The 24,780-nt window shown below is 62.4% G+C and carries 20 protein-coding genes and 2 pseudogenes; 9 read left to right on the forward strand and 13 right to left on the reverse strand.

Features of this window, described 5'->3' with window-relative positions:
• The first annotated feature begins 54 nt into the window (after nt 1–54).
• Together AC0Z35_RS22910 and AC0Z35_RS22915 are read left to right on the forward strand one after the other, a co-directional pair.
• Nucleotides 55–1,758, forward strand: a complete 1,704-nt coding sequence (locus AC0Z35_RS22910) for a putative bifunctional diguanylate cyclase/phosphodiesterase (RefSeq protein ID WP_485132941.1) — start codon at nt 55–57, stop codon at nt 1,756–1,758.
• 50 nt (nt 1,759–1,808) lie between these two features.
• Complete coding sequence (locus tag AC0Z35_RS22915; protein WP_485132940.1) at nt 1,809–2,762, forward strand: LysR family transcriptional regulator; 954 nt, start codon at nt 1,809–1,811, stop codon at nt 2,760–2,762.
• Here AC0Z35_RS22915 and AC0Z35_RS22920 read toward each other — a convergent pair.
• Entirely contained in the window at nt 2,697–3,431 is a 735-nt protein-coding gene (locus AC0Z35_RS22920; protein ID WP_485132939.1) for an SDR family oxidoreductase, read from the reverse strand. The genes AC0Z35_RS22915 and AC0Z35_RS22920 overlap by 66 nt on opposite strands.
• Before the next feature lie 274 nt (nt 3,432–3,705).
• Between AC0Z35_RS22920 and AC0Z35_RS22925 the strand changes: the two genes are divergently transcribed.
• Nucleotides 3,706–4,098, forward strand: coding sequence for a VOC family protein (locus AC0Z35_RS22925; RefSeq protein ID WP_104145243.1), 393 nt, complete (start codon nt 3,706–3,708; stop codon nt 4,096–4,098).
• 158 nt (nt 4,099–4,256) lie between these two features.
• On the opposite strand, the pseudogene AC0Z35_RS22930 reads toward AC0Z35_RS22925, so the two are convergent.
• The 3 genes and pseudogenes from AC0Z35_RS22930 to AC0Z35_RS22940 all read right to left on the reverse strand — a co-directional run.
• Nucleotides 4,257–4,383: pseudogene (locus AC0Z35_RS22930) on the reverse strand (SDR family oxidoreductase); the annotation flags it as partial.
• Nucleotides 4,384–4,419: 36 nt separating this feature from the next.
• Entirely contained in the window at nt 4,420–5,412 is a 993-nt protein-coding gene (locus tag AC0Z35_RS22935; RefSeq protein WP_485132938.1) for a Bug family tripartite tricarboxylate transporter substrate binding protein, read from the reverse strand.
• Nucleotides 5,413–5,527: 115 nt separating this feature from the next.
• On the reverse strand, nt 5,528–6,625 hold the full coding sequence (locus AC0Z35_RS22940; protein ID WP_485132937.1) for a mandelate racemase/muconate lactonizing enzyme family protein: 1,098 nt from the start codon (nt 6,623–6,625) through the stop codon (nt 5,528–5,530).
• A 120-nt stretch (nt 6,626–6,745) separates the two neighbouring features.
• Between AC0Z35_RS22940 and AC0Z35_RS22945 the strand changes: the two genes are divergently transcribed.
• The 3 genes from AC0Z35_RS22945 to AC0Z35_RS22955 all read left to right on the forward strand — a co-directional run bounded on the left by AC0Z35_RS22945 (nt 6,746) and on the right by AC0Z35_RS22955 (nt 8,719).
• Nucleotides 6,746–7,657 carry a LysR family transcriptional regulator gene (locus AC0Z35_RS22945; RefSeq protein WP_485132936.1) on the forward strand — a complete coding sequence of 304 codons (912 nt, stop codon included), beginning with the start codon at nt 6,746–6,748 and terminating at the stop codon, nt 7,655–7,657.
• Between the two features lie 87 nt (nt 7,658–7,744).
• Nucleotides 7,745–8,188 (forward strand): DUF695 domain-containing protein, encoded by a 444-nt coding sequence (locus tag AC0Z35_RS22950; RefSeq protein ID WP_104145247.1) that lies wholly within the window; start codon nt 7,745–7,747, stop codon nt 8,186–8,188.
• A 228-nt stretch (nt 8,189–8,416) separates the two neighbouring features.
• Entirely contained in the window at nt 8,417–8,719 is a 303-nt protein-coding gene (locus tag AC0Z35_RS22955) for a hypothetical protein (RefSeq protein ID WP_104145248.1), read from the forward strand.
• A 78-nt stretch (nt 8,720–8,797) separates the two neighbouring features.
• On the opposite strand, the gene AC0Z35_RS22960 is transcribed toward AC0Z35_RS22955, so the two are convergent.
• Both AC0Z35_RS22960 and AC0Z35_RS22965 read right to left on the reverse strand, forming a co-directional pair.
• Entirely contained in the window at nt 8,798–9,649 is an 852-nt protein-coding gene (locus AC0Z35_RS22960) for an MBL fold metallo-hydrolase (protein WP_485133028.1), read from the reverse strand.
• Nucleotides 9,644–10,153 (reverse strand): annotated as a pseudogene (locus tag AC0Z35_RS22965) (sugar ABC transporter); the annotation flags it as partial. The pseudogene AC0Z35_RS22965 and the gene AC0Z35_RS22960, both read right to left, overlap by 6 nt.
• Nucleotides 10,154–10,327: 174 nt before the next feature.
• Between AC0Z35_RS22965 and AC0Z35_RS22970 the strand changes: the two are divergent.
• The gene (locus AC0Z35_RS22970; RefSeq protein ID WP_485132935.1) at nt 10,328–11,245 is read left to right on the forward strand and encodes a LysR substrate-binding domain-containing protein; all 918 of its coding nucleotides are present in this window, start codon (nt 10,328–10,330) and stop codon (nt 11,243–11,245) included.
• 33 nt (nt 11,246–11,278) lie between these two features.
• Here the strand turns inward: AC0Z35_RS22970 and AC0Z35_RS22975 are convergent, their stop codons facing one another.
• From AC0Z35_RS22975 to AC0Z35_RS23005, 7 genes are all read right to left on the reverse strand, one after another.
• On the reverse strand, nt 11,279–12,988 hold the full coding sequence (locus tag AC0Z35_RS22975) for a sensor domain-containing diguanylate cyclase (protein WP_485132934.1): 1,710 nt from the start codon (nt 12,986–12,988) through the stop codon (nt 11,279–11,281).
• A 162-nt stretch (nt 12,989–13,150) separates the two neighbouring features.
• A complete protein-coding gene (locus AC0Z35_RS22980) occupies nt 13,151–14,386 on the reverse strand; it encodes a DUF1254 domain-containing protein (protein ID WP_485132933.1) in 1,236 nt (411 codons plus the stop codon).
• 280 nt (nt 14,387–14,666) lie between these two features.
• On the reverse strand, nt 14,667–16,025 hold the full coding sequence (locus tag AC0Z35_RS22985; protein ID WP_485132932.1) for a DUF1254 domain-containing protein: 1,359 nt from the start codon (nt 16,023–16,025) through the stop codon (nt 14,667–14,669).
• 183 nt (nt 16,026–16,208) lie between these two features.
• Complete coding sequence (locus AC0Z35_RS22990) at nt 16,209–16,979, reverse strand: transporter (protein ID WP_255444612.1); 771 nt, start codon at nt 16,977–16,979, stop codon at nt 16,209–16,211.
• 271 nt (nt 16,980–17,250) lie between these two features.
• The gene (locus AC0Z35_RS22995) at nt 17,251–18,279 is read right to left on the reverse strand and encodes an HAD family hydrolase (RefSeq protein WP_104145253.1); all 1,029 of its coding nucleotides are present in this window, start codon (nt 18,277–18,279) and stop codon (nt 17,251–17,253) included.
• Nucleotides 18,280–18,408: 129 nt separating this feature from the next.
• Nucleotides 18,409–19,557 carry a formylglycine-generating enzyme family protein gene (locus tag AC0Z35_RS23000; protein ID WP_319301695.1) on the reverse strand — a complete coding sequence of 383 codons (1,149 nt, stop codon included), beginning with the start codon at nt 19,555–19,557 and terminating at the stop codon, nt 18,409–18,411.
• 150 nt (nt 19,558–19,707) lie between these two features.
• Nucleotides 19,708–20,904, reverse strand: a complete 1,197-nt coding sequence (locus AC0Z35_RS23005) for a hypothetical protein (RefSeq protein ID WP_485132931.1) — start codon at nt 20,902–20,904, stop codon at nt 19,708–19,710.
• 320 nt (nt 20,905–21,224) lie between these two features.
• Between AC0Z35_RS23005 and AC0Z35_RS23010 the strand changes: the two genes are divergently transcribed.
• Nucleotides 21,225–23,258, forward strand: coding sequence for an alkyl/aryl-sulfatase (locus tag AC0Z35_RS23010; RefSeq protein WP_485132930.1), 2,034 nt, complete (start codon nt 21,225–21,227; stop codon nt 23,256–23,258).
• Nucleotides 23,259–23,501: 243 nt separating this feature from the next.
• Nucleotides 23,502–24,740, forward strand: coding sequence for a GGDEF domain-containing protein (locus AC0Z35_RS23015; protein ID WP_485132929.1), 1,239 nt, complete (start codon nt 23,502–23,504; stop codon nt 24,738–24,740).
• The last annotated feature ends 40 nt before the right edge of the window (nt 24,741–24,780 follow it).

Genomic DNA, 24,780 nt, shown 5'->3' on the forward strand with positions numbered 1-24,780 from the left:
CGGTTTGCGGACCTGTCATGCCTTTCTTGGTCCGACGCGAACGAAGATCCAACAATGGCACGACGCCCCGCCCCTCGCCCAACCCAGTCGCCCCCTGCCGACTCGCGTCAGCCTGCACCGGAACATCTGGCGGAAATGCTGGACAGCCTAAGCGACGGGTTCATGTCGATCGACAAGTCGTGGCGGTTTACGTACCTGAACGACACCGCCGAACGCTACTTGCAGCAGGACCGGCAAAACCTGCTTGGGCGCGACATCTGGCAGTGTTACCCGGACCTGGTGGGCTCGGGCTATTACCGGATTTACCAGCAGACGGCGGCCACGGGCGTCCCCGGTCGCCACACCGCTTATTACGCCCCGCTGCGCACCTGGTTTGAAGCGCGATCGTTTCGCCACGATGAAGGCATCACGGTGCTGTTTCGCGACGTCACGGGCCAACACGAGCACGCGGCACAACTGGAATTCGAAGCCACCCACGACTATCTGACCGGCTTGCCGAATCGCCGCAAGTGCATGGAAACGCTAGCGGGCGCGGTCGCGGATGCGGGCTTGAGTAGCGCCGGCAAGGGCGCCCGTGTAGCGGTGCTGTTTATCGATCTGGACCACCTGAAAGACGTCAACGACGCATTCGGCCATGCCGTCGGCGATGCGTTGCTGCGCGCGTTTGCCAACAGGCTGAACACCCTGGTCGAACCCACGTGTTTTGCCGCGCGGGTGGGCGGTGACGAGTTTGTTCTGGTGTTGCGCAACACCTCGGAAAGCGCCGCGCAAGCGTGCGCGCGGGCCGTGCTGGATACGCTTGCGGCGCCATTTGAAACAGGCGGCCGATCGCTATTGCTTTCTGCCAGCATTGGTATCGCGCTGCTTGGAGAAAAACCCGAATCCGCCGAGGCGTTGCTAAGTCAGGCCGATACCGCCATGTACGCCGCAAAGTCCTCGGGAGATCTTCATATCCGCGTGTATGACGCGGCGCTGGACCGGGGCATGCGCGACCGCTTGGCACTGCGCTCTGAGCTTGGTGCCGCATTTTCGACGAATCAGTTTGAACTGCATTTTCAGCCGCAGATTGCCTTGGCCGACAGTTCCCTGGCCGGCGTCGAGGCGCTGCTTCGTTGGCGTCATCCCCAACGCGGCTTGCTGACGCCGGACGCGTTTCTGGCGTTGCTGCTTGATTCTTCCTACGAGGGCCATCTGGCCGACTGGCTGTTCGATGCCGTCTGCCGCCAAATCGCCGTATGGCAACAGCTGGGCGTCACCGTACCCCGGACCAGCCTGAACCTGTCGCCTCGGCAACTGCTGGACACGGGGCTGGCAGACCGCATTCTTGATGCCGCGCGGCGGCACCGCGTCTGCCCCACCCTCCTGGATATCGAAATCACGGAAGACGGCTTGCTGGGCGATATCGACATGGCAACATCGGTGCTGGCCGCGTTGAAAGGCGCCGGCATATCCACATCGCTGGATGACTTTGGCGCCGGTTACTCCAGCCTTAGCTACCTGGTCCGTCTGCCTGTGGACACGCTCAAGATCGACCGGTCGTTCGTCCGGGAATTGCTGGCGTCAGAGAAAGCGTCGGCGGTCATCCGTAGCATTGTCGGCCTTGCCCGCGCGCTGGGCATGAAGACCATCGCCGAAGGCGTGGAACACCAACACCAGGCCGATGCGCTGAAAGACGCGGGCTGTGACTGCATTCAAGGCTATCTGATCAGCCGACCGCTGACCGCCGAGGCTTTCCTGGAATTCATGCGGCGCGCGTAATGCCGCCGACGCGCCGCCGTCCCCTTCCCCTATCCCTCCGCGACCACCCCATGTTCCAACTACGACAGCTGAAGATTTTCATTGCCGCAGCAGAGACGTTGAACTTCACGCAAGCCGCCAAACGCGTGCACCTGTCGCAGCCCAGCGTGACGGAACAGGTGCGAGCGCTGGAAGACAGCGTGGGTCATGCGCTGTTCATTCGCCAGAACAACCGCTTGCAACTGACGGCGGCGGGGGAAAGGCTGGCCTCGCGCGCCCGCGAGCTGCTTGCGTTGGCCGATGAAGCGTTCCGGCAGGTTCGCGACAACGTCGATGATCCGGGGGGCACTATCCGCGTGGCCGCGCCGCAAACCTTGTGCACCAGCGTGCTGGTTCCGCAACTGCTGGCGCTTGCCGAGCTGTATCCCGCCACCCAGGTTGCGGTCCAGGAAAGAAATTCCTCGGACACCGCGCAGGCGGTGCTGGACGCAACGGCCGACCTGGGGCTGGTGCACGGCTGGCCGGCCGACAACGCCAGGCTCCGCGTGCAGACCATAGCCCGGGACAGGCCGGGCGTCGTGCTGCCGCCCGGCCATCCGTTGGCGCACGCAACCGAAATCCACCCGCACGCGCTTGCCGACTACCCGCTGATCGTTACGATGCAGGGCTGCCGGTATCGGGAATACCTTGAGGCCCTGTTGCAGGACGCCCCCGTCCGGCCCCACGTGCGCGGCGTGGCCGACAGCGTGCCGGCCTTAATGCAGATGGTGTCCGCCGGCCTGGGCATATCGATCCTTCCCAGGATGGCCATGGGCCCGGCCGTCACGGCGGCGAAGCCCGTATGGCGGCCGTTGGCCACACAGGGAGTAGGCCTGCCCATCTGCCTTATTACGCTGCATCGCGAACCCACGCGCCAGGTTGCGGCGTTCATTCAGGTGATCCGGCTTGCGACCCTGGGCTCAGACCAGGCGATGCCCGCCATCGACGTGCAGCACGGTGCCGGTCGTGTAGCCGTTGCCAAGTAGAAAGAGGATGGCATCGGCGATATCGTCGCCGGTGCCCACCCGCCCCACCGGCAGCCGCTCGGCCATCGACGCCAACAACGCCTCACTGTCGGCGCCCGCCACATCGTTCCAAATCGGCGTGCGCACCCATCCCGGCGATACCGCGTTGATGCGCAACGGCGCCAGCTCGACCGCCATCGCGCGCACCACCCCTTCCAACGCGGCATTGATCGCGGCCACCGCCACGCCCTTGGGCCGGGGTCGATAGGCGGCAATGCCGGATGTCAAGGTGATGGAGCCGTGGGCGGGCATCCGCGGGGCACCGTGCTTGGCCAGCAAGATGGGCGCGACAACTTTCGAGCGGATCGCCCGGTCCAGCGCGTCCAGGGCCAGGTCGGGCAGCAGCTCGTAGGCGCCCCGGATGTCGGCGGCGGTGCAGACCAGGTGGTCCACATGGCCGATGTCTTCAAAAAGCCGCTGCACCTGCGCTTCGCTGGTCACGTCCGCCTGACCCACGCGCGGCTCGCCAAACGCTTGCAGCTGCGTGGCCGCGGCGTCCAGTTTGTCGCGCGATCGGCCCACGATCACGACGTCGCAATGCATGCTCAGCAGCCGGGCGCTTAGCGCCAGGCCCATGCCCGAGCCGCCGCCGACGACCACGATGCGTTGTCCTGCAAGAGAGTTGGTCATGCTCATTTCCTTTGAATGGAGGTTTGGAAATGAACGATGTTCTCGTCATGCCGCGCGGCGGGCCAGCAGGAATGTCCGATGGGGGTATCGGATGTTCTATGTGGACGCGGCACACGCTTTAATCCATGCCGTCTGCGAGTGCGTTGACGGCGTCGTCATTACTCGACATCGAGTACGTGCGGTCTTCCGCCGAATACCCGTCTAAAGCAGCACTGTCTATTCTGTTCCAGTATGCTCGACCCCACCTAAGCCAGCGCTTTCAAGGACACACCTCATGAAGTTTGGATACACCATCATCTATGTGCCTGACGTGGCGGCATCCCTGTCGTTCTTTGAAGGCGCGTTCGGTTTTCCGGTGCGGTTCCTGCACGAGTCAAAAACCTACGGTGAGCTTGATACGGGTGCCACCACGCTGGCGTTCGCGGCGCATGAATTGGGGGCAATGAACTTCGCCACCGGGCACGTCGAAGCGTCGGCGTCGGCCAAGCCGCTGGGCATGGAGGTGGCGTTTGTGACGGATGACGTGGCCGCCGCCCATGCCCGGGCCTTGTCGCGGGGCGCAACCGAGCTAAGCGCCCCGACCGCCAAACCTTGGGGTCAGGTGGTGTCGTACCTGCGCTGCCCCGACGGCACGCTGGTCGAGTTGTGTACGCCTGTGCAAGGCTGAGACCGCCAGTTCAATGCCATCGCCATGCACGACGTCGCCGACAACGTCGCGTTGTCGAAAACCAAGCCGGCCATGCCGGTACTGGACATCGGCGGAGAAAAATCCTGCGGCGACAACATGGCGGTCGTCATGCGCAATGCGGCGACCAACGTGCGCGGGGAAGTTAACGATGCGCCCGCCGTCCGCCAGCAGCGGCAGCAAGGCCTGGGTAAGAAAGAACACGCCCTTGACGTGCACCGCAAAAAGCGCGTCGAACTGCGCTTCGGTGGTGGACGCAAAGTCCGCCACGCCGTCAACAAGCGCGATGCCTGTCCGCGACCCCTACTCCGCCTTGATCCCGCCCCGCTGGATCACCGCCGTCCACTTGGCCACATCGTCGCGGATTCGCTGCGCGAATTCGGCCGGCGTGCTGCCCACCGGCTGAAAGCCCAGCCCGGCCAGTTTGTCGCGCAGTGCGCCTTTGCGCACGGATTCAGCCAGCGTTGCCGACAGCTTCTGAATGATGGGTTCCGGCACGCCGGCCGGCGCCACCAGGCCAAACAGTGGCGAAATGTCCACGCCCCGCAGGCCTGCCTCGGTGAACGTGGGCACGTCGGGCAGCTGGCTGGCGCGTTGCGGGCTGGTGACGGCCAAGGCTTTCAGGCGCCCGCCTTTGATGTGTTCCAGCAGCGTGGGAACGGTGGCGAAGGCGAACTGCACCTGGCCGCCCAGCAGGTCCGTGATGACGGTGCCGCCGCCACGGTACGGCACGTGCAACACGTCCACGCCGGCCTGTTGGCGCAGTTGCTCGCCTGCCAGATGCGGACCGCTGCCCACCCCCGCCGACCCGAACGACAGCGTGCCCGGCTGCGCCTTGGCCAGCGCGACAAAGGACGCGACGTCGCTTGCCTTGACCGACGGATGCACCACCATGACGAACGGCGCGGTTGCCATCAGCGAGACCGGTGCAAAATCCTTGACGGCGTCGTAGGGCTGGCGGTCGCCCAGTAGCCCGGGGTTGATGGTGAACGTGGAGTCGACCATGCCGATGGTGTAGCCGTCCGGCGCGGACACCGCCACCGCGCGCGTGCCGATCGTAGTGCCGCCGCCGCCCCGGTTTTCCACGACGAAGGGTTGGCCCAGTGCGTCCGCGAATACCTGCCCCGCCATGCGGCCCAGCGTGTCGGTGGCGGCGCCCGGTGGGTAGGGGATGATCAGGCGGGCCGGCTTGTCGGGATACTGCGCGGCGCGCGCCGCAAAAGTCCACGGCAGGATGGCCGCGCCCGTTGCCATGGTCAGGCCGTTGATCAGGAACGCTCTGCGCGAGGGGTGCATGGGGATTGTCTCCAGGAATATGTTCGAGGCGGCCTCTTTGGGCCCGCCTTATCGTCGTATCAGGGGATGCGTATCAGGGGCTTCGTGTCAGGGGCTTCATATCGCGCACGTCCTGTCAGGCGCTGTATCGTCCTTCAACGAGCGCCGCTTCCGGGTCCGCGCCCAGCCCCGGCGCTTCCGGCACGTGGACCCAACCATCGGCAATGGGCACGCTGTGCGCATAGGGCACGTGGGCAAGTTCCACGTACAGCCGTTCCAGCGATACCTCGGTCTGCTGCGCGGCGATCAAGTGCAGGCTGGCCAGAAAGCCCGGACCAAAGAACGCCACCTGCGGTGCGCAGACGACGCTTGTTTGCGCGCACTTCTGCGCGATGCGCCACGCGGCGGTCAGGCCCAGCTTGATGACGCTGGGCTGCAAATACTGCGCGGCTTCGTTGTCCACGACACGTTCCAGGTCCATGGCGCTGGCGGCGTTCTCGCCCACGGCCAGCGGCACATTGCAGGCGCGCTTCAAGCGAGCCAGCGCACGGTCATCTTCCGGCGGCCAAAGCGGCTCTTCGATCCAGAACGGATCATGCGGCAGCATGGCGGCGATTGCGGACTCGGCCTCGTCCGGCAGCCAGGCGCAGTTTGTGTCCACCATGATCGGCACGGCCGGCCCCGCGCTGCGGCGCACGGCAGCCAGCGCATCGGCGGTGCGCTCGTGCAACTTGATCTCGGTATAGCCCTCGTTCAAGGCGCGCGTCGTGACGGCATCCAGCCGTTCAGCATTGCCGTAGTACTGAAGCAATGACGCATAGACGCGCACCCGTTCGCGGCGCTTGCCGCCCAGTAATTGGTACAGCGGCACGCCGGCGCGCTTGGCGCGCAGGTCCCACAGCGCAATGTCCAGGCCGGCCAGCGCGTGCACCACGGGGCCGGACCGACCCAGGTTGTGCAGCGTGCGTTGCATGCCGGGCAGCAAGGCGTCGTCATCCGCATCGCGCCCGCAGGCCACCGGGGCGATCAGCGTCTGGAAAATCGCCGTCAAGGCGCGCGGTTCCACGCAATACGATTCGCCCCAGGCCACCGTGCCGTCCTCGGTCTGCACGCGCACCAGCGCGCTGTCCAGCTTGTCGCGCGGACGGCCGGCGAACAACGGCGACGGGCTCCAGTGATGAAACGGCAGGCGTAGCGGGATGCAGTGGACAGAGACAATGGTGTTGGCGGGCATGGTCGGCGTAGTGATGAATGAACCGCAATGGGTACACGGCGGGAGACGATGCGGCTATTCTGGCGGCGGCTTCTTCATATGGTCAAATAGATGAATTGACTATTTCCATATGAAATTCATATGTTCCACCGACGAGAACTGCTGCTGCTGCGCGCCATGTATCGGCACGACACCGTCACCGCCGCAGCTGCGTCGGTCAACATGACCCAGCCCGCCGCCAGCGCGCTGTTGCGCGACATGGAAACACGGCTGGGCTTTGCACTGTTCAGCCGCGAGAACCGCCGCCTGCACCTCACCAGCCAGGGGCGCGCACTGATCCCCGAAGTGCTCAACGCCCTGGCCGGCATCGAGGCCGTCGACCGCTTGGCCGTGGACATCCGGCAAGGCGCGCTGGCGCGGCTGGACGTGGGCGCGGTGGCCATTGCCGCGTCCAGCCTGCTGCCTGCGGCCATGGCAGGCATGCGCCGCGCACATCCCGCCGTGGCGGTGACCGTTCGCGCGGGCACCGCCCTGGAGATCATCGAAATGGCCGTGGACCACCGCATCGATCTGGGCATCATCATCGGCGCGCCGTCGGACATCGCCCGCGTCAGCAGCCTGCGGCTGGCGCCCTTGGCCTTGCATGCGGTCATGCCCAAGAATCATGCTTGGGCGCGCCAGCACGTGTTGGCGCTGCAAGACGTGGCCGCCGCCGGCCCCATTGTGCTGGCGCCCGCCCTGCCCGCCGGCCGCGCCACGCGCCATGCGCTGGAGTCGCGCGGACTTCCCTATCGGCCGATTATCGAGGTGGCGCAATCGTCGGCCGCCTGCGCTTTGGCGGCAGAAGGCCTGGGCGTAGCCATCGTTGAAAGCCTGGGCGCGCACTACGCTGAACGCCAGGGCCTGGTCACACGCCGGTTGCTGTCACTGGAAGATCCGGTGCTTGCCGTGGTGTGGTCGCGCGACCGCGACATGAGCGGGCCGGCGCAGGTGCTGCGAGACGGTTTGGCGCAGCAGGCCCAAAGCCGTCTGGCGGGTAGCGGCGCCTGGTGACGGCAGCCGCGATAAACAGCTTGCGATAGACTTCCGGGCTTGAAGTGTCGAACACATCAGTTCGATCCCAGCACAGGAATTCATTTAATGAGCAGCATTTTTCCAGGCGATCAGTGGGCAGTGGGTGAATCCCGCATCAATGGTTTGTCAATCGTCGTGCGATTCCGTACGGGCCTGCCGCCGGCGCCTGATCGCCAAGTCAACGACAACCTGATCATTATCTCCTGGCCGTATACGGGCATTGAATCCGGCATGCCCAATGACGAAGACAAGAAGTCCACCAACAATTTTGAAGAAGCCGTCGAAAACGGATTCGAGAATTCCAGCGTCGGTGTGCCGGTGGCATGCCTGACCGGCAATCACGCGAAAGAGTGGCGTTACTACACGAATGACGTCGACGCGTTTATGCAGGCGTTCAATGAATGCCTGGCCGGGCATCCGGCCTATCCCATCAATCTGCGCGTGTTCAAGGATCCTGATTGGAAGGGGCTGTCGCAATTGCAGCCGCAAGGCTCGGATCAGATTCACTGATCGTCCGGCCGCCTGGGCAGCATATGCCCTTGCGTTTGCCTGTTTTACGGCAAGGCGGCAAGCTTTCTGATAAATTGACGCGCGAATTCAATATCACGTCGAACTATCACGTCGAAGCTGTAGAGCCATCAACGTCAATAACCGAACTGTGGGGTAACGGTCAAAATGAAAAAACTTGCATTGCTTGTTGTTCTGCCCGCGCTGCTTGCCGGATGTACGACTTCACAAATGAGCATGCTGACGGGCAAACGCGCCAAGACCTACAACGACGTCAATGCAAGCTGGGTTGGCAGCACGGAAGAAGCGTTGATATCGAAGTGGGGTCCTCCCAAAAAGAGCTACACGCTTCAAACCGGCGCAAAGATCGTGTCGTACGAAGAGATTTGGGGCCCCATGTCCGCCTATCACGTATGCGTGGAAAAATTCATGATTGAAAACGGCATGGTGACCAAATGGGGGATTTCGGACTGCCCGGCGCGGATTTCCGGCTCGGTCCCGAACGACACCCCCGTTCCGCAGCCCACCTTGTAAGGCGATGGCTGACAGGCAAGGCGTGGATGGACAACAGCAACCGCTTTGTCGTCCGCGTCATGCTTCAGGTTTCGGGTTTCAGGTTTCATAATCCAGGCCGTAGCGTCCGCGGCTTTGCCGTATGCGCGCAAAGCCCAATTCCCCCAAGTGCATCCCGGCGATCAACAGTTCTTCTGAGCTGACCATGTCCAGCAGCCGCGAGCGCGTGGCGGCGGCCAGCGTAGGATCCTGATCGAACGCAATCGACACGTCCGGCCGTTCAATCTGGATATGAGGGAAATGGACGATGTCTCCCCAAACCAGCAGGCTTTGGTTCGAGGATTCAAACAGATATCCGGTATGCCCATCCGTGTGTCCCGGCAACGGCATCGCTTGAATACCAGGCAGCACCTGCCCGTCCGTGAACGTCGTTAGCGTCTCGCGATAGCCGTCGAACACCTGACGTGCAATCAGAAAGTTGCCGCGCGCGCGCTCGGTGGCCCGACTTAGATTTGCGTCGTCCTGCCAGAATGCAAGCTCTTGCTGATGGAGCAGCACTTGCGCATTGGGAAATGCAATTTGCCCTTCGGCGTCTACCAAGCCGCCCACATGATCGGGATGGGCGTGGGTAAGCAGAATGGTGTCGACGCTCCCCGGTTCAACGCCCGCCAGCCGCAAATTGGCGTGCAGCCGGCCGCCCCATTGTTTAATGCCCCCCGCGCCGCCGTCGATAAGAATGGTGCGGCCGGCGCCGCGTACCAGATAGCAGTTGATATGCACGGCGGCAGGGTCCGTGGCGCCAGCATCGTGCTGCATTTTGTCGGCTTCGTCGGCGTCGATATTGGACAGCAGGCTCAGGCTGGCGCTCAGGTAGCCGTCGCTGATTGCGGTGACCGTGTACGCCCCGGCTTGCTGGCTTGGAAAGGGGCAAACGGCCCGCGAACCGGTCAGTTGTTCTGTGATCGGCGAGTACAGGTAAACCCCTTCAGCCAGGCACTCGACGGGCGGCGCCTTTCGCGCAGGCATCGTGGCCATCCAGCGGTGCTGTGGAAACTTCTCCAGCGCCACTGCGTGCATGGCCGACGGGGTCAGGCCCATTTGTATCAAGGGCTCGGCGCCGGTTGCACACAGCACAAGCAGATCGTCTTTATTGACGGCCGGTGCAATGCCGATACCGTCGTACAGATTGCGGTGCCAATCGGTGATGTGCTGCTGCCACCTCGCGAAATTGCCACCGCCCTTCTGGCGATACTCGTCTCCCGTCAGCACCTCCAGCCCGTCGATCGTGTGCAAGGCCAGATAGACGGGGCACCCCCGGCTTATTGCCTTGAAGCGCTGCGACGTGTGAAAGCCGGCTACCGAAATAAGCGCGGGCAATTTATCGACGCTGTAGAAGCGGTTCCATTCGGCTTCGCTGTGGGGATCGGCGAAGCTGCACTCCACGGTATAGATCATCAGAATGTCCTTCATGACAGACGGGGCCGCTGCGGCAAGCCGGCCGTTTCATTGCGTTGACGTAATGCTAAGCTGCCATTTACCGCGCATATAGCGATATAAAGTCAGTCTTCATTGACTTTTCATCAAGCTGATTGCAGCGCCTGGAACAACAGCCCCCAGCAAGACACATTCATGCGACGCAAGATTCCAAGCAACACCGCGCTACTCGCTTTCGAGGCAGCCGCCCGCCATGGCAGCTTTGCCCGGGCGGCCCAGGAATTAGCGCTGACCGAAGGCGCAATCAGCCGGCAGATCGCCCGGCTGGAAGCGTTTTTAAACGTCCCCCTGTTTGAGCGCGTGGGAAACCGGGTTCGGCTTGCGCCCAATGGCGTGCGATACGCCGTGCAAGTTCGCCAGACGCTGGATCGGCTGGAACGGGACAGCCTTTATGTGATGGGGCAGCCCGTGCAGGGCGGGACGATCGATATTGCCGCCAGCCCCACATTCGCCACGCGCTGGCTTATTCCTCGGCTAAAGCGTTTCCAAAACCGCCATCCCGACATAACCGTGCATATTGCCGAACGGTTGGAACCCTTTATTCTTGCCGGCAGCGGTTTTGACGCCGCCATCCATTTCGAGCATCCCGCCTGGGCCGGTATGCATTTGCATCCCCTGCTTGAGGAAGTGCTGGTGCCCGTGTGCAGCCCGGCACTGCTCGCGGATGCCGGTATGGACGCCAGTATGAACACCGGCGCCCACTTGCCACTGAATGATCTGCCACGCCTGCATCGGCGACAAAATCCGGACGCCTGGCAGCGATATGCCCAAGAGGCCGGCATCGAGCTGACCAATTCCGCAGTGGGCGCGCGCTACGACCTGCATGCCATGCTGATCGCCGCGGCCATCGCCGGTCTGGGCGTTGCGCTGGTGCCGCGCCTATACATCGAGGCAGAACTGGAACAAGGCCAACTGGTTGCGCCTTGGCCCAAGAGCAAAGCGGTCGCCAAGACCTTCTGCCTGGTACTGCCCGAGCCGATCGAATTAAGCGCAGGGCCGGTCCAGGCATTCGCGACATGGCTGCTTCAGCAAGCGCAGGGCCTGGCATCGTAATGGCAGCGCGTCATCCCGCTGCTGTCCCTTGTCCTACCGGAACAACACCGATTCAATTCGATTGCGCCCGCGTTGCTTGGCGTAATACAGCGCGCGGTCGCTGCGGCTGAGCGCCAGCTCGGCATCGTCGTCCTTCGTATGCAGCGCGGATATGCCGATGCTGACCGTCAGCGGTATATCGCGTCCGCCTGTCGAGTACGGCGTGTCGGCAATCTGGCGTTGCACGCCTTGCGCAAAACGATGTGCGCTGTCGATGTCGGTATCGGGCAGCACCACGGCGAATTCCTCGCCGCCGATGCGCCCCACCAGATCGGTTTCGCGCAACTGGCCGCGCAGCATATTCGCAAAATGCTGAAGCACACCATCGCCGATGGCGTGACCCCAGGTGTCGTTGATGTGTTTGAAGTGATCAAGGTCGCACATCAGGACCGCCGAACCTTGGCCGCCGTGACCTTTGATACGCGTCAGTTCGGCGGCGATACGCGACATGAAATGGCGGCGGTTGGGCAAGGTTGTCAGCGCGTCCGTGGCGGCAAGTTCGCGCAGCTCGAGTTCGGCGCGCTTGCGGTCGGTAATGTCCGTGACAAAGCCGTGCCACACCACGCCGTTGTCGACGTCCGGGCGCGGGCTGGCGTCGCCCTGCCGCCACCGCTCGCCTTGCAGAGGCAGGCAAACGCGAAACTCCAGATGCCACGGCGTCAGCGCGGCGGCGGCGTTCTGCAGCGACGCGCGATAGGCGGCCAGGTCATCGGGATGGATGCGCTGTTCGATGGCGGTGGAGCTGGCATGGACGTCATCGGCGGTCAGCTCGAACATGTCCCAGATGCCCGCGCTGACATAGGAAAACCATGCGCCGCCCTCGGGCGCCGGACGGCACTGGAAAACCAGGCCGGGCACCGCATCGGTAAGGTTGACGACCAGGTCCGCCGTGCGCTTGAGCCGGTCCGACATGGCGCGCACCGCGCTGATGTCCGTAGTCGTGCCCATCATGCGCAGCGCCCTGCCCGTCTCGTCGCGGCTGATGACTTTGCCGCGGCTACAGATCCACTTGTAGCTGCCATCCTTGCAGCGGATGCGGTGCTCGACTTCGTAGCTGTCGGTCTTGCCGTCGAAATGGTCCTGCATGGCGGCGCGCACGTAGTCCAGGTCGTCGGGATGCAGGCGGGTGTAGGCGTCTTCGATGCGCGTGGAAAGCTCCGATTCGCTATAGCCCAGCAACGCCTTCCAACCCGGCGAATAGGTGATGTCGCCCGTGACGACGTTGCGGTCCCAGACGCCCGTGCCGCTGCCCGCGATGGCCAGCGACAGCTTGCGGGCTTCTTCGCGCCAAGTGTCTTCGTCGGCGCGCTGGCCAAACAACGCGTCGCACTGTTCAATCGCCGTGGCCGCCAGACCGGCCAAGTCCATCAAGGCCCGCCGGTCTTCGTCGGTAAAGTCACGCGCCTGTCCGTGCACCAGCCGCAACACGCCCAGCAGGCGCCCGTCGGCGGCGTGCACCGGGCATTCGACCGACCAGGGCTGGGAACCAGCGGGAGGCGTGCCATCCACCGCTTGCCTGGAGACATCGGCATCGGCATTGGCATCGGCATTGGCGTCAGTACAGGCCAGCACGACCATATCGACCCTGAACAAGCGTCGGGTCAGGCGCGCCAGCCGGTCCAGCGAACGGCCGGGTTCGCAGTGGGTTCGGCTCGCGCCATCGCCAGGGGGTCGGGTTGCATACGGATCGCCGATAACTGGCATTTCAGGGCCTGGTCAGGATGGAATACACCGGTACGCCCGGCTCCACATGCCTGACATTTTGTCACGATCTCCACCAAATTTGCATTTTGGCGCGGCCCGTCCGGCGCATTTTCTCCGCCCATCCCCTCGCCCGTCGCTCGCCCGCCCCGTCGCCCGTCCCCGTTACGGCCGGTCTACCCGCATGACCTGCGGAAGTTTGTAGCTACCGTTCAAGATTTGCTCGGCCGGCTCGTAAAGACGCATCTGCAAGAAAAAGTCGCCGTCGGGCGCGGGCAGCCAGTTCGATTCCTTGTCCGGTCCGGGCGACTTGGCCTGGATGTACAGCGTCAGGCTTCCATCGGCGCCGGTTTTAAGGCCGCTGGTCCGGTCGCCAATCGAGTAGCGCTTGATGGGATTCTCGACCATGAAAAGGTCATTGGCGTCATACATCGTCAACGACCAGAAGGCCTTGACGGGCACGTCGCCGTCAAATCGAATCGTGTACGACGACTGCCCATTCAACGGCTTGCCGTCACTGTCCGTATACCGGTTCGGATACAGGGCCCGCAGCGCTTTATTCAAGCCAAGTTGCTTATAAGCGATTGCCGAGCGAAGCAGGTAATCGGTCCCGTACTCGCCGCCTTTGAACTCCATATTCCAACCGTTGACGCGTGATCCGGAATCCATGGCTACGCGCTTCACCGCGGCCATTCCATCCTGTAGCGCCCGATTCAACCCGCGCTTGGTGGGCTCGGACAATGTCGCCGCGTCAAAGGGCTTATCCAGGCCCACGCCGATTCGTTTGAATTGGTCGGTAATCGGTGCATCTTCCGCCAACGGGTTCAGGCGGATCGCGCTGTCAAGAACACCGAAGAAATTCAGGCCTTCAGGAAACCCCATTTTGGCGCTGGCGGCTTTGTGGCCCAGCTCAAGCTTTTTGAACGGTTTTTCATAATTGCTCAACAGCGTCAGCCGGTATTGGTCTTGCAGGGCTCGCGCGGCCGGCAGATCTTGCTCGCCGTCGACACCGGTTCTGCCGATGACGTAAACCTGCGGGGTGGGCGATTTGATCAGCACCATCTCCGCCGGCAAGGTTCCCTTCCAGTCGGGGCCGACGATGGCGAACGTGCCGCCCTTGGCGCCTAGCGTGCCGATACCGATGTCTTCGATCGACCGCGAATAGGCGTCAAGCAGCTGCATGATGTAGTAACGGCCGTTGGTATCCGGGACCGTCAACACCACCGGTTCTTTCGACAGGTCCAGGCCGGCAAAGGAATAAAGCGTGTCGTTGTTGGCCGTCACCACAAACTTATCGTTGGGACCGTAAAGGCGCCGCGCATGCCCCATCTGATTGGTGGGCGCCTGCCCATTGTCATAAGGCTTGTCGGCATCGGTCTGGCTGTTCAGGCCCAGCTGCATCATCACCGGAGCAAAGCCGTAGAACACGGCCTCCATGCCCGCTGCATAGGCAATGTTCTCGTCGGTTTGCTCGGTGGTTGGGGGCTGCTGCGCGAACGCCGTCGTGATAGCGCCGGCAGAAAAAAGCACCGCGACAAACGCCCGGGACGCCGTTTGGAAAATGAAGTTCTTCATATTGTTTTCCGTTGATCGTCGGGCGCGCGAAAGTCGCCACGCCCGACATCGTCACAAGAGTTCCACGGCCCGCGTTCGCCTTGGCCGATGGCACCGTTGCATGCCCTTACGGCACCTTGTTCAACTGGGGCATCTGCCACTTGTTATCCAGCACTTCCTGTTTGGGCTGATACAAGCGAAGAATGACGTAAAAGCCGCCTTTGGGCGCCGGCAGCCAGTTGGCGGCGTTGTCGCCCTGGGGCTTGTCAGCCTGGATCGGGATCGTGATGGAACCGTCCGGCGCCACTTTCAGCCCTTGCGTGTCGGAACCGACCTTGTAGCGGTTCAGTTCGTTGGGAACCAGCATCTTGTCGTCGGCGTTGTACATCGTCAGCGACCAGAAGGCGTCTACCGGCGGCGCCGAATCCAGTTTGACCACATAGCGGTTGGCGCCGCTTAGCGGCTTGCCCTCGCTGTCGGTGTATCGAAGCGGGTACATGGCTTCGCGCTCGCCCTGGCCGCCCAGGTACGGGCCCCCGACGAGCGCTCGCAAGGGATAGTCGTAGCCAAAACTGTCAAGGCCGGTCACCCAGTTCCACCCATTGCGCACGCTGGACGAGCCCACCATGGACGCCGCCGCAACGGCTGGGCCATCCTTCAACCCGCGTGCCATCCCCTTGCGGGTGGCGTCGCTGAGCTTGCTGGGATCAAACCCTTTCCTGGTCAGACCGATGCGCTCGTATTGCGCGAACAGCGCTTCGTCTGCCGGCTTCACGCTGGTTGATTGCAGGGCAAAGGCAAGGTGCTTGAAGAAACCAAATTCATCGTCGGCGATATCGGGCATCGGCGGCAACGACGTGATATCGCTGGCCTTGCCGCTCAAGGGTTTCACCGAGAACTGCTTCTGCAAAGCCAGCACCGGCGCGGGGTCTTCTCCCTGTTTGACTTGCAGTCGTCCCCATAGCCAGACTTTGTCGGTGCTGACATCAAGCCGCTTCATCCCCGCAGGGACCTTGCCTTTCCAGCCCGGCGGAGCAATCAGGAACTTGCCGGCTTTGGTGCCGGTCACGCGGCGGCCCACGTAGTGCTCCAGTTCCTGCCACGTGCTGAACAGGTCAACAACGTAGTAGCGATCATGGGTATCCGGCACGGTCAACACATAAGGCTCGGTCAGCTTTAAAACCGTGCTCATGTAGTAAGTGTCGTTGTTGGCCGTAGGCATATCCTTGGCGTCGGGATTGGCCAACATCGTCGCCCAGCCCATCTTGTTAAGCGGCGCGCGGTAGCTGGTGGGCGGCTTCGGTGAGGGCACGTCGATGTACTCGCGCATGACGCGTTCCATGCGGACCAGCGGGTAGCCCCAGGTATACGCCGACACGGCCAAGGCATAGCCGTCCGCTTCCTGACCCCGCGCGATGACTTCGGGTGTGCCCGCCGTCGTCAACAGTTCATCGGGAAAGTCCCGCGTGGCGGCCGTGGAAAGCATCGGCGCCAGTGCCGCGGAACTTGTTATGGCTGCGATGCATAGGAGGTTTGCGATTCTTCCATTCATGCGGTTTCTCCTTGGGAAGCCTGGATTGGCGATCGGTAGCGCGAGAGCCGTGGGGCAGCCCCGCGTTGCGTCCTGGCCCGCGGTCCGAACGCGCCGGTCGCGAGCACGCGGTCGAATTTATTTGGGGAAAAGCAGCGTGACCGTGAAGCGTCCGCCCCACCCTCTGGGCCCGTTGTCGGCGGACTCTGCCCAATAACGCAAACCGACCTGAAAGCTGATGGGCTGATCGCCCACTTTGGTCACTTTGGATACCTGGAGGTTGATCGGCACCGCCCATTCGGACTTCTTCCAGTCATAGGTCGACTCGGTGTTGAGCGCGTACGTGATGGCGTCCGGCGTGGTGTATGCCAGGAACGGCTGTAGGAACGTGGACGACACGCCGGGGCGGGAAGACTGCCCCGCATACGACCAGATGTGATTGCCCAGCCCGCCATAGGTCCACGGGCCGTCCTGCTGCAACACCACGCCGGTTGGCCCGGCGCCCCATTTCTTGCTGCCCAGTAGTTTGTCGGTGGCCGTGGGCAACAATAACGCGGGTCCCACCCCCCAGATGGTGCCCGAGGCCGTCGGCTTGGAGGGAGACAGGAAGAAGCTCTGAACGGTATCGCCCAGGCCGCTCTGGCTGGACCCATCGCCGGCCACGTCGCTCTGCCAAACCACCGGCAGAATCGTTCGCGAAATCAGGTTCCAATCTTCGTTCAGCGTGATCGGAACCACCGGCTGAATATTCACGGTATTGCGGTGGCCGTTACCGCCAGGCCCCATGCCGCGATCGTAGTTGTATTGGAACGGAACGCTGATCAACGCGGCGACGGGATTGCTAAGCTGCTTGGCAAGCTCCTGGCTATCAGCGGCAAGTGCCGTGCCCGTGCCCGTGCCCAACGTCAACGCCGCCGCAAGTATTGCCCGACGCTTAAACGAAACGTGCGCGCGCTGCCGTCGGGCATGAATAACTGTCCAACAAAACATGAAAACTCCCCGAGGTCCGGCCCGATTCAGGCATAGGTTCTATGGAATTAATTCGTGCAAAGCGTCTTCAACTCTAAAGGGATCGGGCGGCGACGTAAACGGAATTTGGCCGATGCGTTGTCGCTCGGCTGACAGGATCGGGGAGGTCCTGGCGGCAAATTCCTCGCAGCCGCACACGCCACGCACAGGCTCAAGGCTTTTCGAATTCGTATATCCGCTTCCACTCCGTCTTCATGTCAACCACCGTCCATCCGCTGCGCTGGGCTTCGTCCAGCGCGCGGTCCAGGCGCCCGATGCTGGAGTCCCTGTCGTAGGCCCATTCGCGTTGCGCGTCGGTATGGTGGACGATGCCGGCAAAGCGTTTGCCCGCGCCGGCGGTGGTCCACTGCAACATCTGCAGGTCGCCATCGGAGTTACCGAAGGCCAGTAGCGGGCGGCGGCCGATGTAGCGTTGGATGGCTACCGGCTTGCCCGGGCCGTCGTCGTTGAACTCAAGCTTGCCTTGACGCCACAGCACGGGCTTATCGCCGCGCATCTCGAAGGTGGTGGCAAAGCCGCTGCCGATGACTTGCTCTGGCGGCACGCCGTAGGCGGCCTGCGCCCAAGGACGCATGAACTCGGTTTCGCCGCCCGACACGATGTAAGTCTTGAAGCCGTTTGCGCGCAGATATGCCAGCAGTTCGCGCATCGGCAGGAACGTCATCGAGGTATAGGGCTGGTCAAAGCGTGGATGCCGCGCCGTTGCCGTCCACTGCGTTACGCTTTTCGTGAAGTCATCCACCGACATGCTGGTGTGCGTCGCCCCCACGATCTTCAACAGCCCCGCCTGCCCCGCTTTGGCCAAGGCGGCTTTGTCGCCGTCAATCGCCGCCTTGAACGGCTGGCGCTTCGCCCACTCGGGGTGCGCGGGCGCCATTTCCTTGACGCGGTCCAGCGCGAACAGCACCTCGAAATACAGCGGCTGCTCGGACCACAGCGTGCCATCGTTGTCGAACACCGCGATGCGTTCCTCGGCCGCGACAAAGTCCGGGCTGCCCGGTTGCGTCACGGCCTGCACGAAGTCGACGATAGCGGTGCGCGACGCCCCGTCGTTCCATGAAGGCAGATCGGCTTGCGGTGGCGACGCTTTCTGAGGCGATGCACATGCCGTCAACAGGGCGATGGTCGCCACCGCCAGCCATGTCGCCCAGCCCCGCCGTTTTTCAGTTGATTGCCTCATCGTTCGCGTCCTCGCGCATCTTGCGCAGTGGCTATTCGCCCTGCCTGGGCGGGTTCAATGCTTCGGGCACGCCATGCCAGGGCTTCGGCCAAAACCGGCCGCGCCCTTCAGAAGTGCCCCGGCAAAGGTTCAACGGCTGGCGACGCGTCCGGGTTCCTGTTGCGCCTGCTTCCACTGATCGGCGGACATCACCGTGCGAAAGCCCAGGTGCGACATCCCGTTCATGGGGTCGTTGCCGCGGCGCGCGCTGGCGCGGTAGCTGATGCAGTAGGTATCGCTGCACAGAAAAGAGCCGCCGCGCGTCACGCGCTTGGGCGCGGAGGCCGGCACATTGCCGTCGTCGGGGTCGAAGCTGTCGGCGGGTCCGGCGGGATCTTGCGGCGGCTGCCGGTATTGCGCCTGGATGTGGAACGCATCGGCGCGATACCAGTCGGCCGTCCACTGCCAGACGTTCCCCGCCATGTCATAGAGCCCGTATGCGTTCGGAGGGAATGAGCCCACGGGGGTCGTGCCGACCTGAATCTTTTCATCCTTGACGACGGGAAACGGCTGCGGTTGCTGCGTGTCCCAGATGTTGGCCATGGGTTTGCCATTGGGGCTCAGTTCATTGCCCCAGGCATAGGTGGCCTGCTCCAGGCCACCGCGCGCGGCAAACTCCCATTCCGCCTCGGTGGGCAGGCGCTTGCCGGCCCACTTGGCATACGCCAGCGCATCCTCGTACGACACCTGGACCACCGGGTGGTCGTCCTTGCCGTCGATGTTGCTGCCCGGGCCTTGCGGTTGGCGCCAGCTGGCGCCGGGCACGAAGCGCCACCAGCGGCTGTAATCACGCAACGACACTTCGGCTTCGGTTCCCACAAACACCATGGCGCCCGCCACAAGCTGGCTGTCGTCGGGACGCGGCGTGCCCGGGGGCAACTGGACTTTCAGGTCTTCCCATTTGGGCTTTTGCTCGGCCGTCGTCACGTAGCCGGTGGCCTGGACGAATCGGCGAAATTCCGCATTGGTGACGTCATGCGTGTCCATCCAGAAGCCGCTTACCCGAACGCTATGCGGGGGCAGTTCGTTCGGTTGCGACAGCTTGTGGTTGTTGCCCATGAGAAATTGGGCAGGCGGAATCCAGGCCATGCCGGCCGGCCCCTGCTTGCCGTCGCCCAGCGTGGCAACCACGGCCGCCGGCTTCGGTGTGAAGTCTACGCCCGCGATATAGGCGCCCAGCGCACTGGCGCCCAGGAGGACGCCGGCTATCGTCAATCCGACTTTCAGTTGCGGCTTCACGTGTCCTCCGTACTGCTATGGATACGAAACACTGGCGCGGAATTGTTCAATATTCCATTATCTTTTGCCGGATGTCGAGAATTTCACCAAAGGGAAAACACCAGACGAGTGATACAAAAAGTGAGCGCTGCCCTCTATAAACCAGAATGACTACAACAGAGTGAATAGCAGTTTTGACAGTGTGCTTTTCAGCGGCCATTGCATCGAGATCAGCAGCAACATCGGCAATGCCGCGGGCGCCAGAATCTTTATCAAGACGGACTTATTAACGATTGCCCCCCGCATTGCCGCAACCGCCTGGTAAATGGCCTGCACGTCAGCCACCGGCCCAAGCTCAGGCGCATTCAGCATGGGATAGTCGGGCACGTCTTTCTTCTCGATCCATTTTTCGTGAACCGCCCGCCCGTGCTGGGTCACAAACGCGCCGTAGTCCAGAAGCGCCTGTCTTTTGACGCGCAGCAACAAGGGCGTGAACACCAGCAGCGGCGCAAGGCCGATAAGGGTCAGCACCACCAGCAACGCTGCAATCTGGCCGTAAAGCGAGGGAACCGTCACGCCGTGATAAAGGACTTCGTGCGCCCAGACTCCCCCAACGACCGCTGAGACGGACAGCAGAAAGGGGCCATAGACCACCGGTAGCCGAGTCAGGAACCCCAGGCCGCCCAAGCGATCGGGGTGGCTGGGAACCAATTTCAATGGCAGGGCCGCGATCCTGTACAGAAGCAAGCCCAGCAGCATCAGCCGCCAGACCCAGGCAAGCAACAAGATCGAGAAAATAGGCCGCGTCACCAGCAACAGCCACCAGACGCCAAAATTCAGGCTTGGACTGCCCGAGTCCGCCCAGCGGATTTCGTCGCCGTTGGGCGCGACAAACAGCACGGCCACCCAGGTTGCGACAAACACCGCGATGACGATCCAGGGCGAAATTCGGTTGCGCAAATTCAGCACGCTGAGAAGGACGCGATCAAATCGAGCGGCCAGTTCACCATCCACAAGTCCGGACTGTTTGAATTCGCGCAAACCCACAGGAATAAGTTTTTGGGCGATCCCTTCGGACAGCACCAGCAAAGGGATGGCGACCAGGCAGCGCACGTGGATGCCGATGTGGCCAAGCAAGGGCTCGTTATTGCCCAGCGGCTCGATGGCGGTGCCCGCAAGCCACGCCGCGATCACCAGCGGAAGCCACGCGATCAGCGCATAGGCCACGGCGCGCCGCATGAAGCCATCGCCGCTGGCGGGGATCAAACCCAATCTGCGCTGAAGGCGATAGAAAACGTCGTCACGTACAAGCGAAAACCGGTCCACCGCGCCGGCCGCCTCCCGCTGATCCATTTGCTGCCGATCCATTCCGACTCCCGTAAAACACTGACTGCGGCGTCGACCCGTAAAACGCGTCGTTGATTACCGCAACGTTCGGCCCTGCGAGGAAAAATGAATCGCCCAAATGCTGACCCTGGCGTCGCACGAATATCGCACGCGCGCCGTCGGCTTTGCAAGGCGCGGATACACACGCCCGCGTCTCGTCGCATATAAAAATTTTGTTTTTTTTGGGGATTTTTTTGTGTAGGCTAGGCCGCTGAATTCCGAAGTTGCGTGACTTTGCTGCCCGACAGAACCCCGTGTTGTACGCCGGTTCGCCCATTTGAATGCATGGAGAAGTCGTCATCATGAAGCTCACTAGCACCGCGAATGCCCCCTCGTTGATCCATTACCCCCCCAAGAAGCAAATAAAGGGCAGTCGCCTGGCTTCAGCCGCGTTGGCGACATTATTTCTTGCCACCTCTACCTCTGCCTGGACGCAACAGGCGCCAAAGCCAGCCGAAGACGCAACCAAACAAGCCAATGCCGCGCTTCTGAAAGCGCTGCCATTTTCGGACAAGACGTCTTTTGAATTGGCGCACAAAGGCTTCATCGCCCCGCTGCCCGAGGCCATCATCAAAGGTGCCCAGGGCAATGTGGTGTGGGACCCCACCAAGTACAACTTCATCAAGGAAGGCTCGGACGCGCCCGATACCGTCAACCCCAGCCTGTGGAGGCAGTCGCAGCTGCTGAATATTTCGGGCCTGTTCCAGGTGACGGACGGCATCTACCAGGTGCGCAACCTGGACCTGTCCAACATGACGATCGTGGAAGGCAAGGACGGGCTGACGATCATGGACCCGTTGATTTCCACCGAGACGGCCAAGGCGGCGTTGGACCTGTACTACCAGCATCGCCCGAAAAAACCCGTGGTCGCGGTGATCTACACCCACAGCCACGTCGACCACTATGGCGGCGTGCGCGGCGTTGTGGACGAAGCCGACGTGAAGTCGGGCAAGGTCAAGATCTATGCCCCGCTGGGCTTTCTGGAACATGCCGTGGCCGAGAACGTGATGGCCGGCACCGCCATGAGCCGGCGCGCCAGCTATATGTATGGCAACCTGCTGCCGCCCAGCGCAACGGGGCAAGTGGGCGCGGGCCTGGGCACCACCACGTCGGCGGGTACGGTGACCTTGATTCCGCCCACGGACATCATCGAAAAAACGGGCGAAACGCGCACCATCGACGGCCTGACGTATCAGTTTCTGTACGCCCCGGGCAGCGAGGCGCCCGCCGAAATGCTGTATTACATCAAGGAAAAAAAGGCGCTGAATACGGCCGAGGATTCCACCCACACTTTGCACAACACCTATTCGCTGCGCGGCGCCAAGATTCGTGACCCGCTGGCGTGGTCCAAGTACCTGAACGAAGCCTTGGCCATGTGGGGGGACGACGTCGAAGTCATGTACGCCATGCACCACTGGCCGGTGTGGGGCAAGAAAGACGTGCAGGAACAGTTGGCCACGCAGCGCGACATGTACCGGTACATCAACGATGAAACCTTGCGGCTGGCCAACATGGGCTACAACAAGGAAGAAATCGCCGAGCAGGTCAAGCTGCCCAAGGCTATCGCCGAGAAGTTCTCCAACCGGGGTTATTACGGCTCGTTGAACCACAACGTGCGCGCGACCTACGTGCTGTACCTGGGCTGGTTCAACGGCAACCCTGCCACGTTGCATACCCTACCCATCGAAGAAGGCGCAAAGCGCTATGTCGACATGATGGGCGGCACGGACGCGCTGCTGAAGAAGGCCCGCGAGTATTACGCCAAGGGCGACTACCGCTGGGTGGCCGAGGTGGTGAACTACGCAGTGTTTGCCGACCCGAAAAACCAGGCGGCGCGCGACCTGCAGGCCGACGCCCTGGAACAGATGGGATATCAGGCAGAAAGCGGCCCGTGGCGCAACTTCTATCTGACCGGCGCCAAGGAGTTGCGCGAAGGCGTAAAGAAGCTGCCTGTGCCTGACACCGCCAGCCCCGATACCGTGCGCGCCATGACGCTGGACATGCTGTTCGACTATTTCGCGGTCCGCTTGAACCGTGACAAGGCCGCCGGCAAACATGTCGTGCTGAACGTGGACTTCACCGACACCAAGCAGCAGTACACGCTTGAGATGGTGAACAGCGTGCTCAACCACACGGAAGGCAAACTGGCCAAGGAACCCAGCGCCAGCGTGTCGCTGAGCCGGAACACGCTGAACGACATCATGCTCAAGCAGACCACGCTGAAGGACGCACTTGCCAAGGGTGACGTCAAGATCACGGGCGATCAGACGAAGCTGGACGATGTCTTCGGGTCGTTGGACGACTTCGAATTCTGGTTCAACATTGTGACACCGTAAGTTCTGCCGCCACCGCGCTAAAGAGGCCGACGCGAATGCGTCGGCCTCTTTTGTTTTTGTCGCCCCTTTCGCACCCGCATCGCACCCCGCCACGCATTGACAATGCTTGACTGTTGAACGCTGGCGACACAATGCGACACACTGTAATCTTTTCAAACACGTACGCGGTACGAGAGACCGGAACGCGATAGCCGGACCGGCCCGGCGCCTGCCCACGCCCCTATTCCACGGTCTTATCTTTCTATGCCTGCAACTCTGCTCGAATGGTCCGTGCCCGCGGCGATCCTGTTGTGCGCCATCGGACTGTGCGCCGCGCGCTTCGTAGGCTTGAACACCCTGCGATGGGGTTATGCGCTTGCCTGCCTGGGTACCGGTTACGCCGTCATGCTCGTGCAGGCCAATGCGCTTTCTCCTTATAAACAAGTCGTCGAGGACGCTTTCATTCTGGGAGGCGTCATATTGGCTTGCCGCGCACTGCAAGCCCGCCATCGCACGCAAACCCCTTGCTACTTTGACATTGCAGTCCTGGCCGCTTCGACGGCAATGGTGCTGGTGTCGGTGGTGTTGTTTGCCAGTGCGAAGCTGGAGACGTTTTTTGTCCAGGCCTGTTGCGCCCTTGTGATCTGGCGGACCGCGCTGTCTTTTGCCCGGCAGGTTGCAAGCACGTCGGACAAGGTCCTGGTCGCAGCGTTTCTGTTTATCGCGCTGGTGTTAACGGGACAGTGCATCTTGTACCTGGCCGCCACAACGCCGCTTCTGGCAGCGGGAGAATGGAGAACGTCCGTCTGGGGGACGTTGATTCAATACACCGGGCTACTTGGAAGCATCGTCCTGACCTTCGCGGTGTTTATCGCAACCAGTCGCGACGCCATAGACAAATATCGCCGCCAGGCACACACCGACGCGTTGACCGGGCTGCTGAACCGACAGGGACTCGGCAGCTTTCTTGCCCCCGATTCCGGCCGCCGCTGCCCGGACGGCGCAACGCCGACCGCGCTGATCATGGCCGACATCGATAATTTCAAACGCATCAACGATGTGTTCGGCCATCCATTTGGCGACATGGTACTGGCGCGCTTTGGCGCCCTGCTGCGCCGCGCGGACAACGCCCGCACATGCGCGGCTCGCTTGGGAGGCGAAGAATTCCTGTTGATGCTGCCGGCCGAAAATCTGGAAAGCGCGACGGCAATCGCCGAGCGAATCCGCGCGGATTTCGTCGCGCAGCGTTGGGCGCCGCACGCCCCTGACTCGCGCTTTACGGCCAGCATGGGAGTGACCCTGTTGCAAGCGGAAGAACCGTTTTCCAGCGCGTTGAAGCGCGCGGACGACTTGCTCTACGCGGCCAAACGACGAGGACGAAACTGCACGGTTTCAAGTGATGCACCGGGCGCGACCGTATATGCCCGATCCCCGTTCGGCAACAGGGTTCGCAGGCAAAGTCCCGCGCGTGAACATGAGTCTCGCAGCGCCCGCCGTGGGTAATCACCTATTAAGAAAGACGGCCCGCGTGCCGTATTGCCAG

This window comes from Achromobacter sp. 1L-A-4-B-C2 (assembly GCF_057291955.1).

Bases quoted from the DNA above. Each gene is read 5' to 3' on its own strand.
- AC0Z35_RS22910 (WP_485132941.1), top strand. From the start codon at position 55: ATGGCACGACGCCCCGCCCCTCGCCCAACCCAGTCGCCCCCTGCCGAC.
- AC0Z35_RS22915 (WP_485132940.1), top strand. From the start codon at position 1,809: ATGTTCCAACTACGACAGCTGAAGATTTTCATTGCCGCAGCAGAGACG.
- AC0Z35_RS22920 (WP_485132939.1), bottom strand. From the start codon at position 3,431: ATGACCAACTCTCTTGCAGGACAACGCATCGTGGTCGTCGGCGGCGGC.
- AC0Z35_RS22925 (WP_104145243.1), top strand. From the start codon at position 3,706: ATGAAGTTTGGATACACCATCATCTATGTGCCTGACGTGGCGGCATCC.
- AC0Z35_RS22935 (WP_485132938.1), bottom strand. From the start codon at position 5,412: ATGCACCCCTCGCGCAGAGCGTTCCTGATCAACGGCCTGACCATGGCA.
- AC0Z35_RS22940 (WP_485132937.1), bottom strand. From the start codon at position 6,625: ATGCCCGCCAACACCATTGTCTCTGTCCACTGCATCCCGCTACGCCTG.
- AC0Z35_RS22945 (WP_485132936.1), top strand. From the start codon at position 6,746: ATGTTCCACCGACGAGAACTGCTGCTGCTGCGCGCCATGTATCGGCAC.
- AC0Z35_RS22950 (WP_104145247.1), top strand. From the start codon at position 7,745: ATGAGCAGCATTTTTCCAGGCGATCAGTGGGCAGTGGGTGAATCCCGC.
- AC0Z35_RS22955 (WP_104145248.1), top strand. From the start codon at position 8,417: ATGAGCATGCTGACGGGCAAACGCGCCAAGACCTACAACGACGTCAAT.
- AC0Z35_RS22970 (WP_485132935.1), top strand. From the start codon at position 10,328: ATGCGACGCAAGATTCCAAGCAACACCGCGCTACTCGCTTTCGAGGCA.
- AC0Z35_RS22975 (WP_485132934.1), bottom strand. From the start codon at position 12,988: ATGCCAGTTATCGGCGATCCGTATGCAACCCGACCCCCTGGCGATGGC.
- AC0Z35_RS22980 (WP_485132933.1), bottom strand. From the start codon at position 14,386: ATGCAGCTGGGCCTGAACAGCCAGACCGATGCCGACAAGCCTTATGAC.
- AC0Z35_RS22985 (WP_485132932.1), bottom strand. From the start codon at position 16,025: ATGCTTTCCACGGCCGCCACGCGGGACTTTCCCGATGAACTGTTGACG.
- AC0Z35_RS22995 (WP_104145253.1), bottom strand. From the start codon at position 18,279: ATGAGGCAATCAACTGAAAAACGGCGGGGCTGGGCGACATGGCTGGCG.
- AC0Z35_RS23005 (WP_485132931.1), bottom strand. From the start codon at position 20,904: ATGGATCGGCAGCAAATGGATCAGCGGGAGGCGGCCGGCGCGGTGGAC.
- AC0Z35_RS23010 (WP_485132930.1), top strand. From the start codon at position 21,225: ATGAAGCTCACTAGCACCGCGAATGCCCCCTCGTTGATCCATTACCCC.
- AC0Z35_RS23015 (WP_485132929.1), top strand. From the start codon at position 23,502: ATGCCTGCAACTCTGCTCGAATGGTCCGTGCCCGCGGCGATCCTGTTG.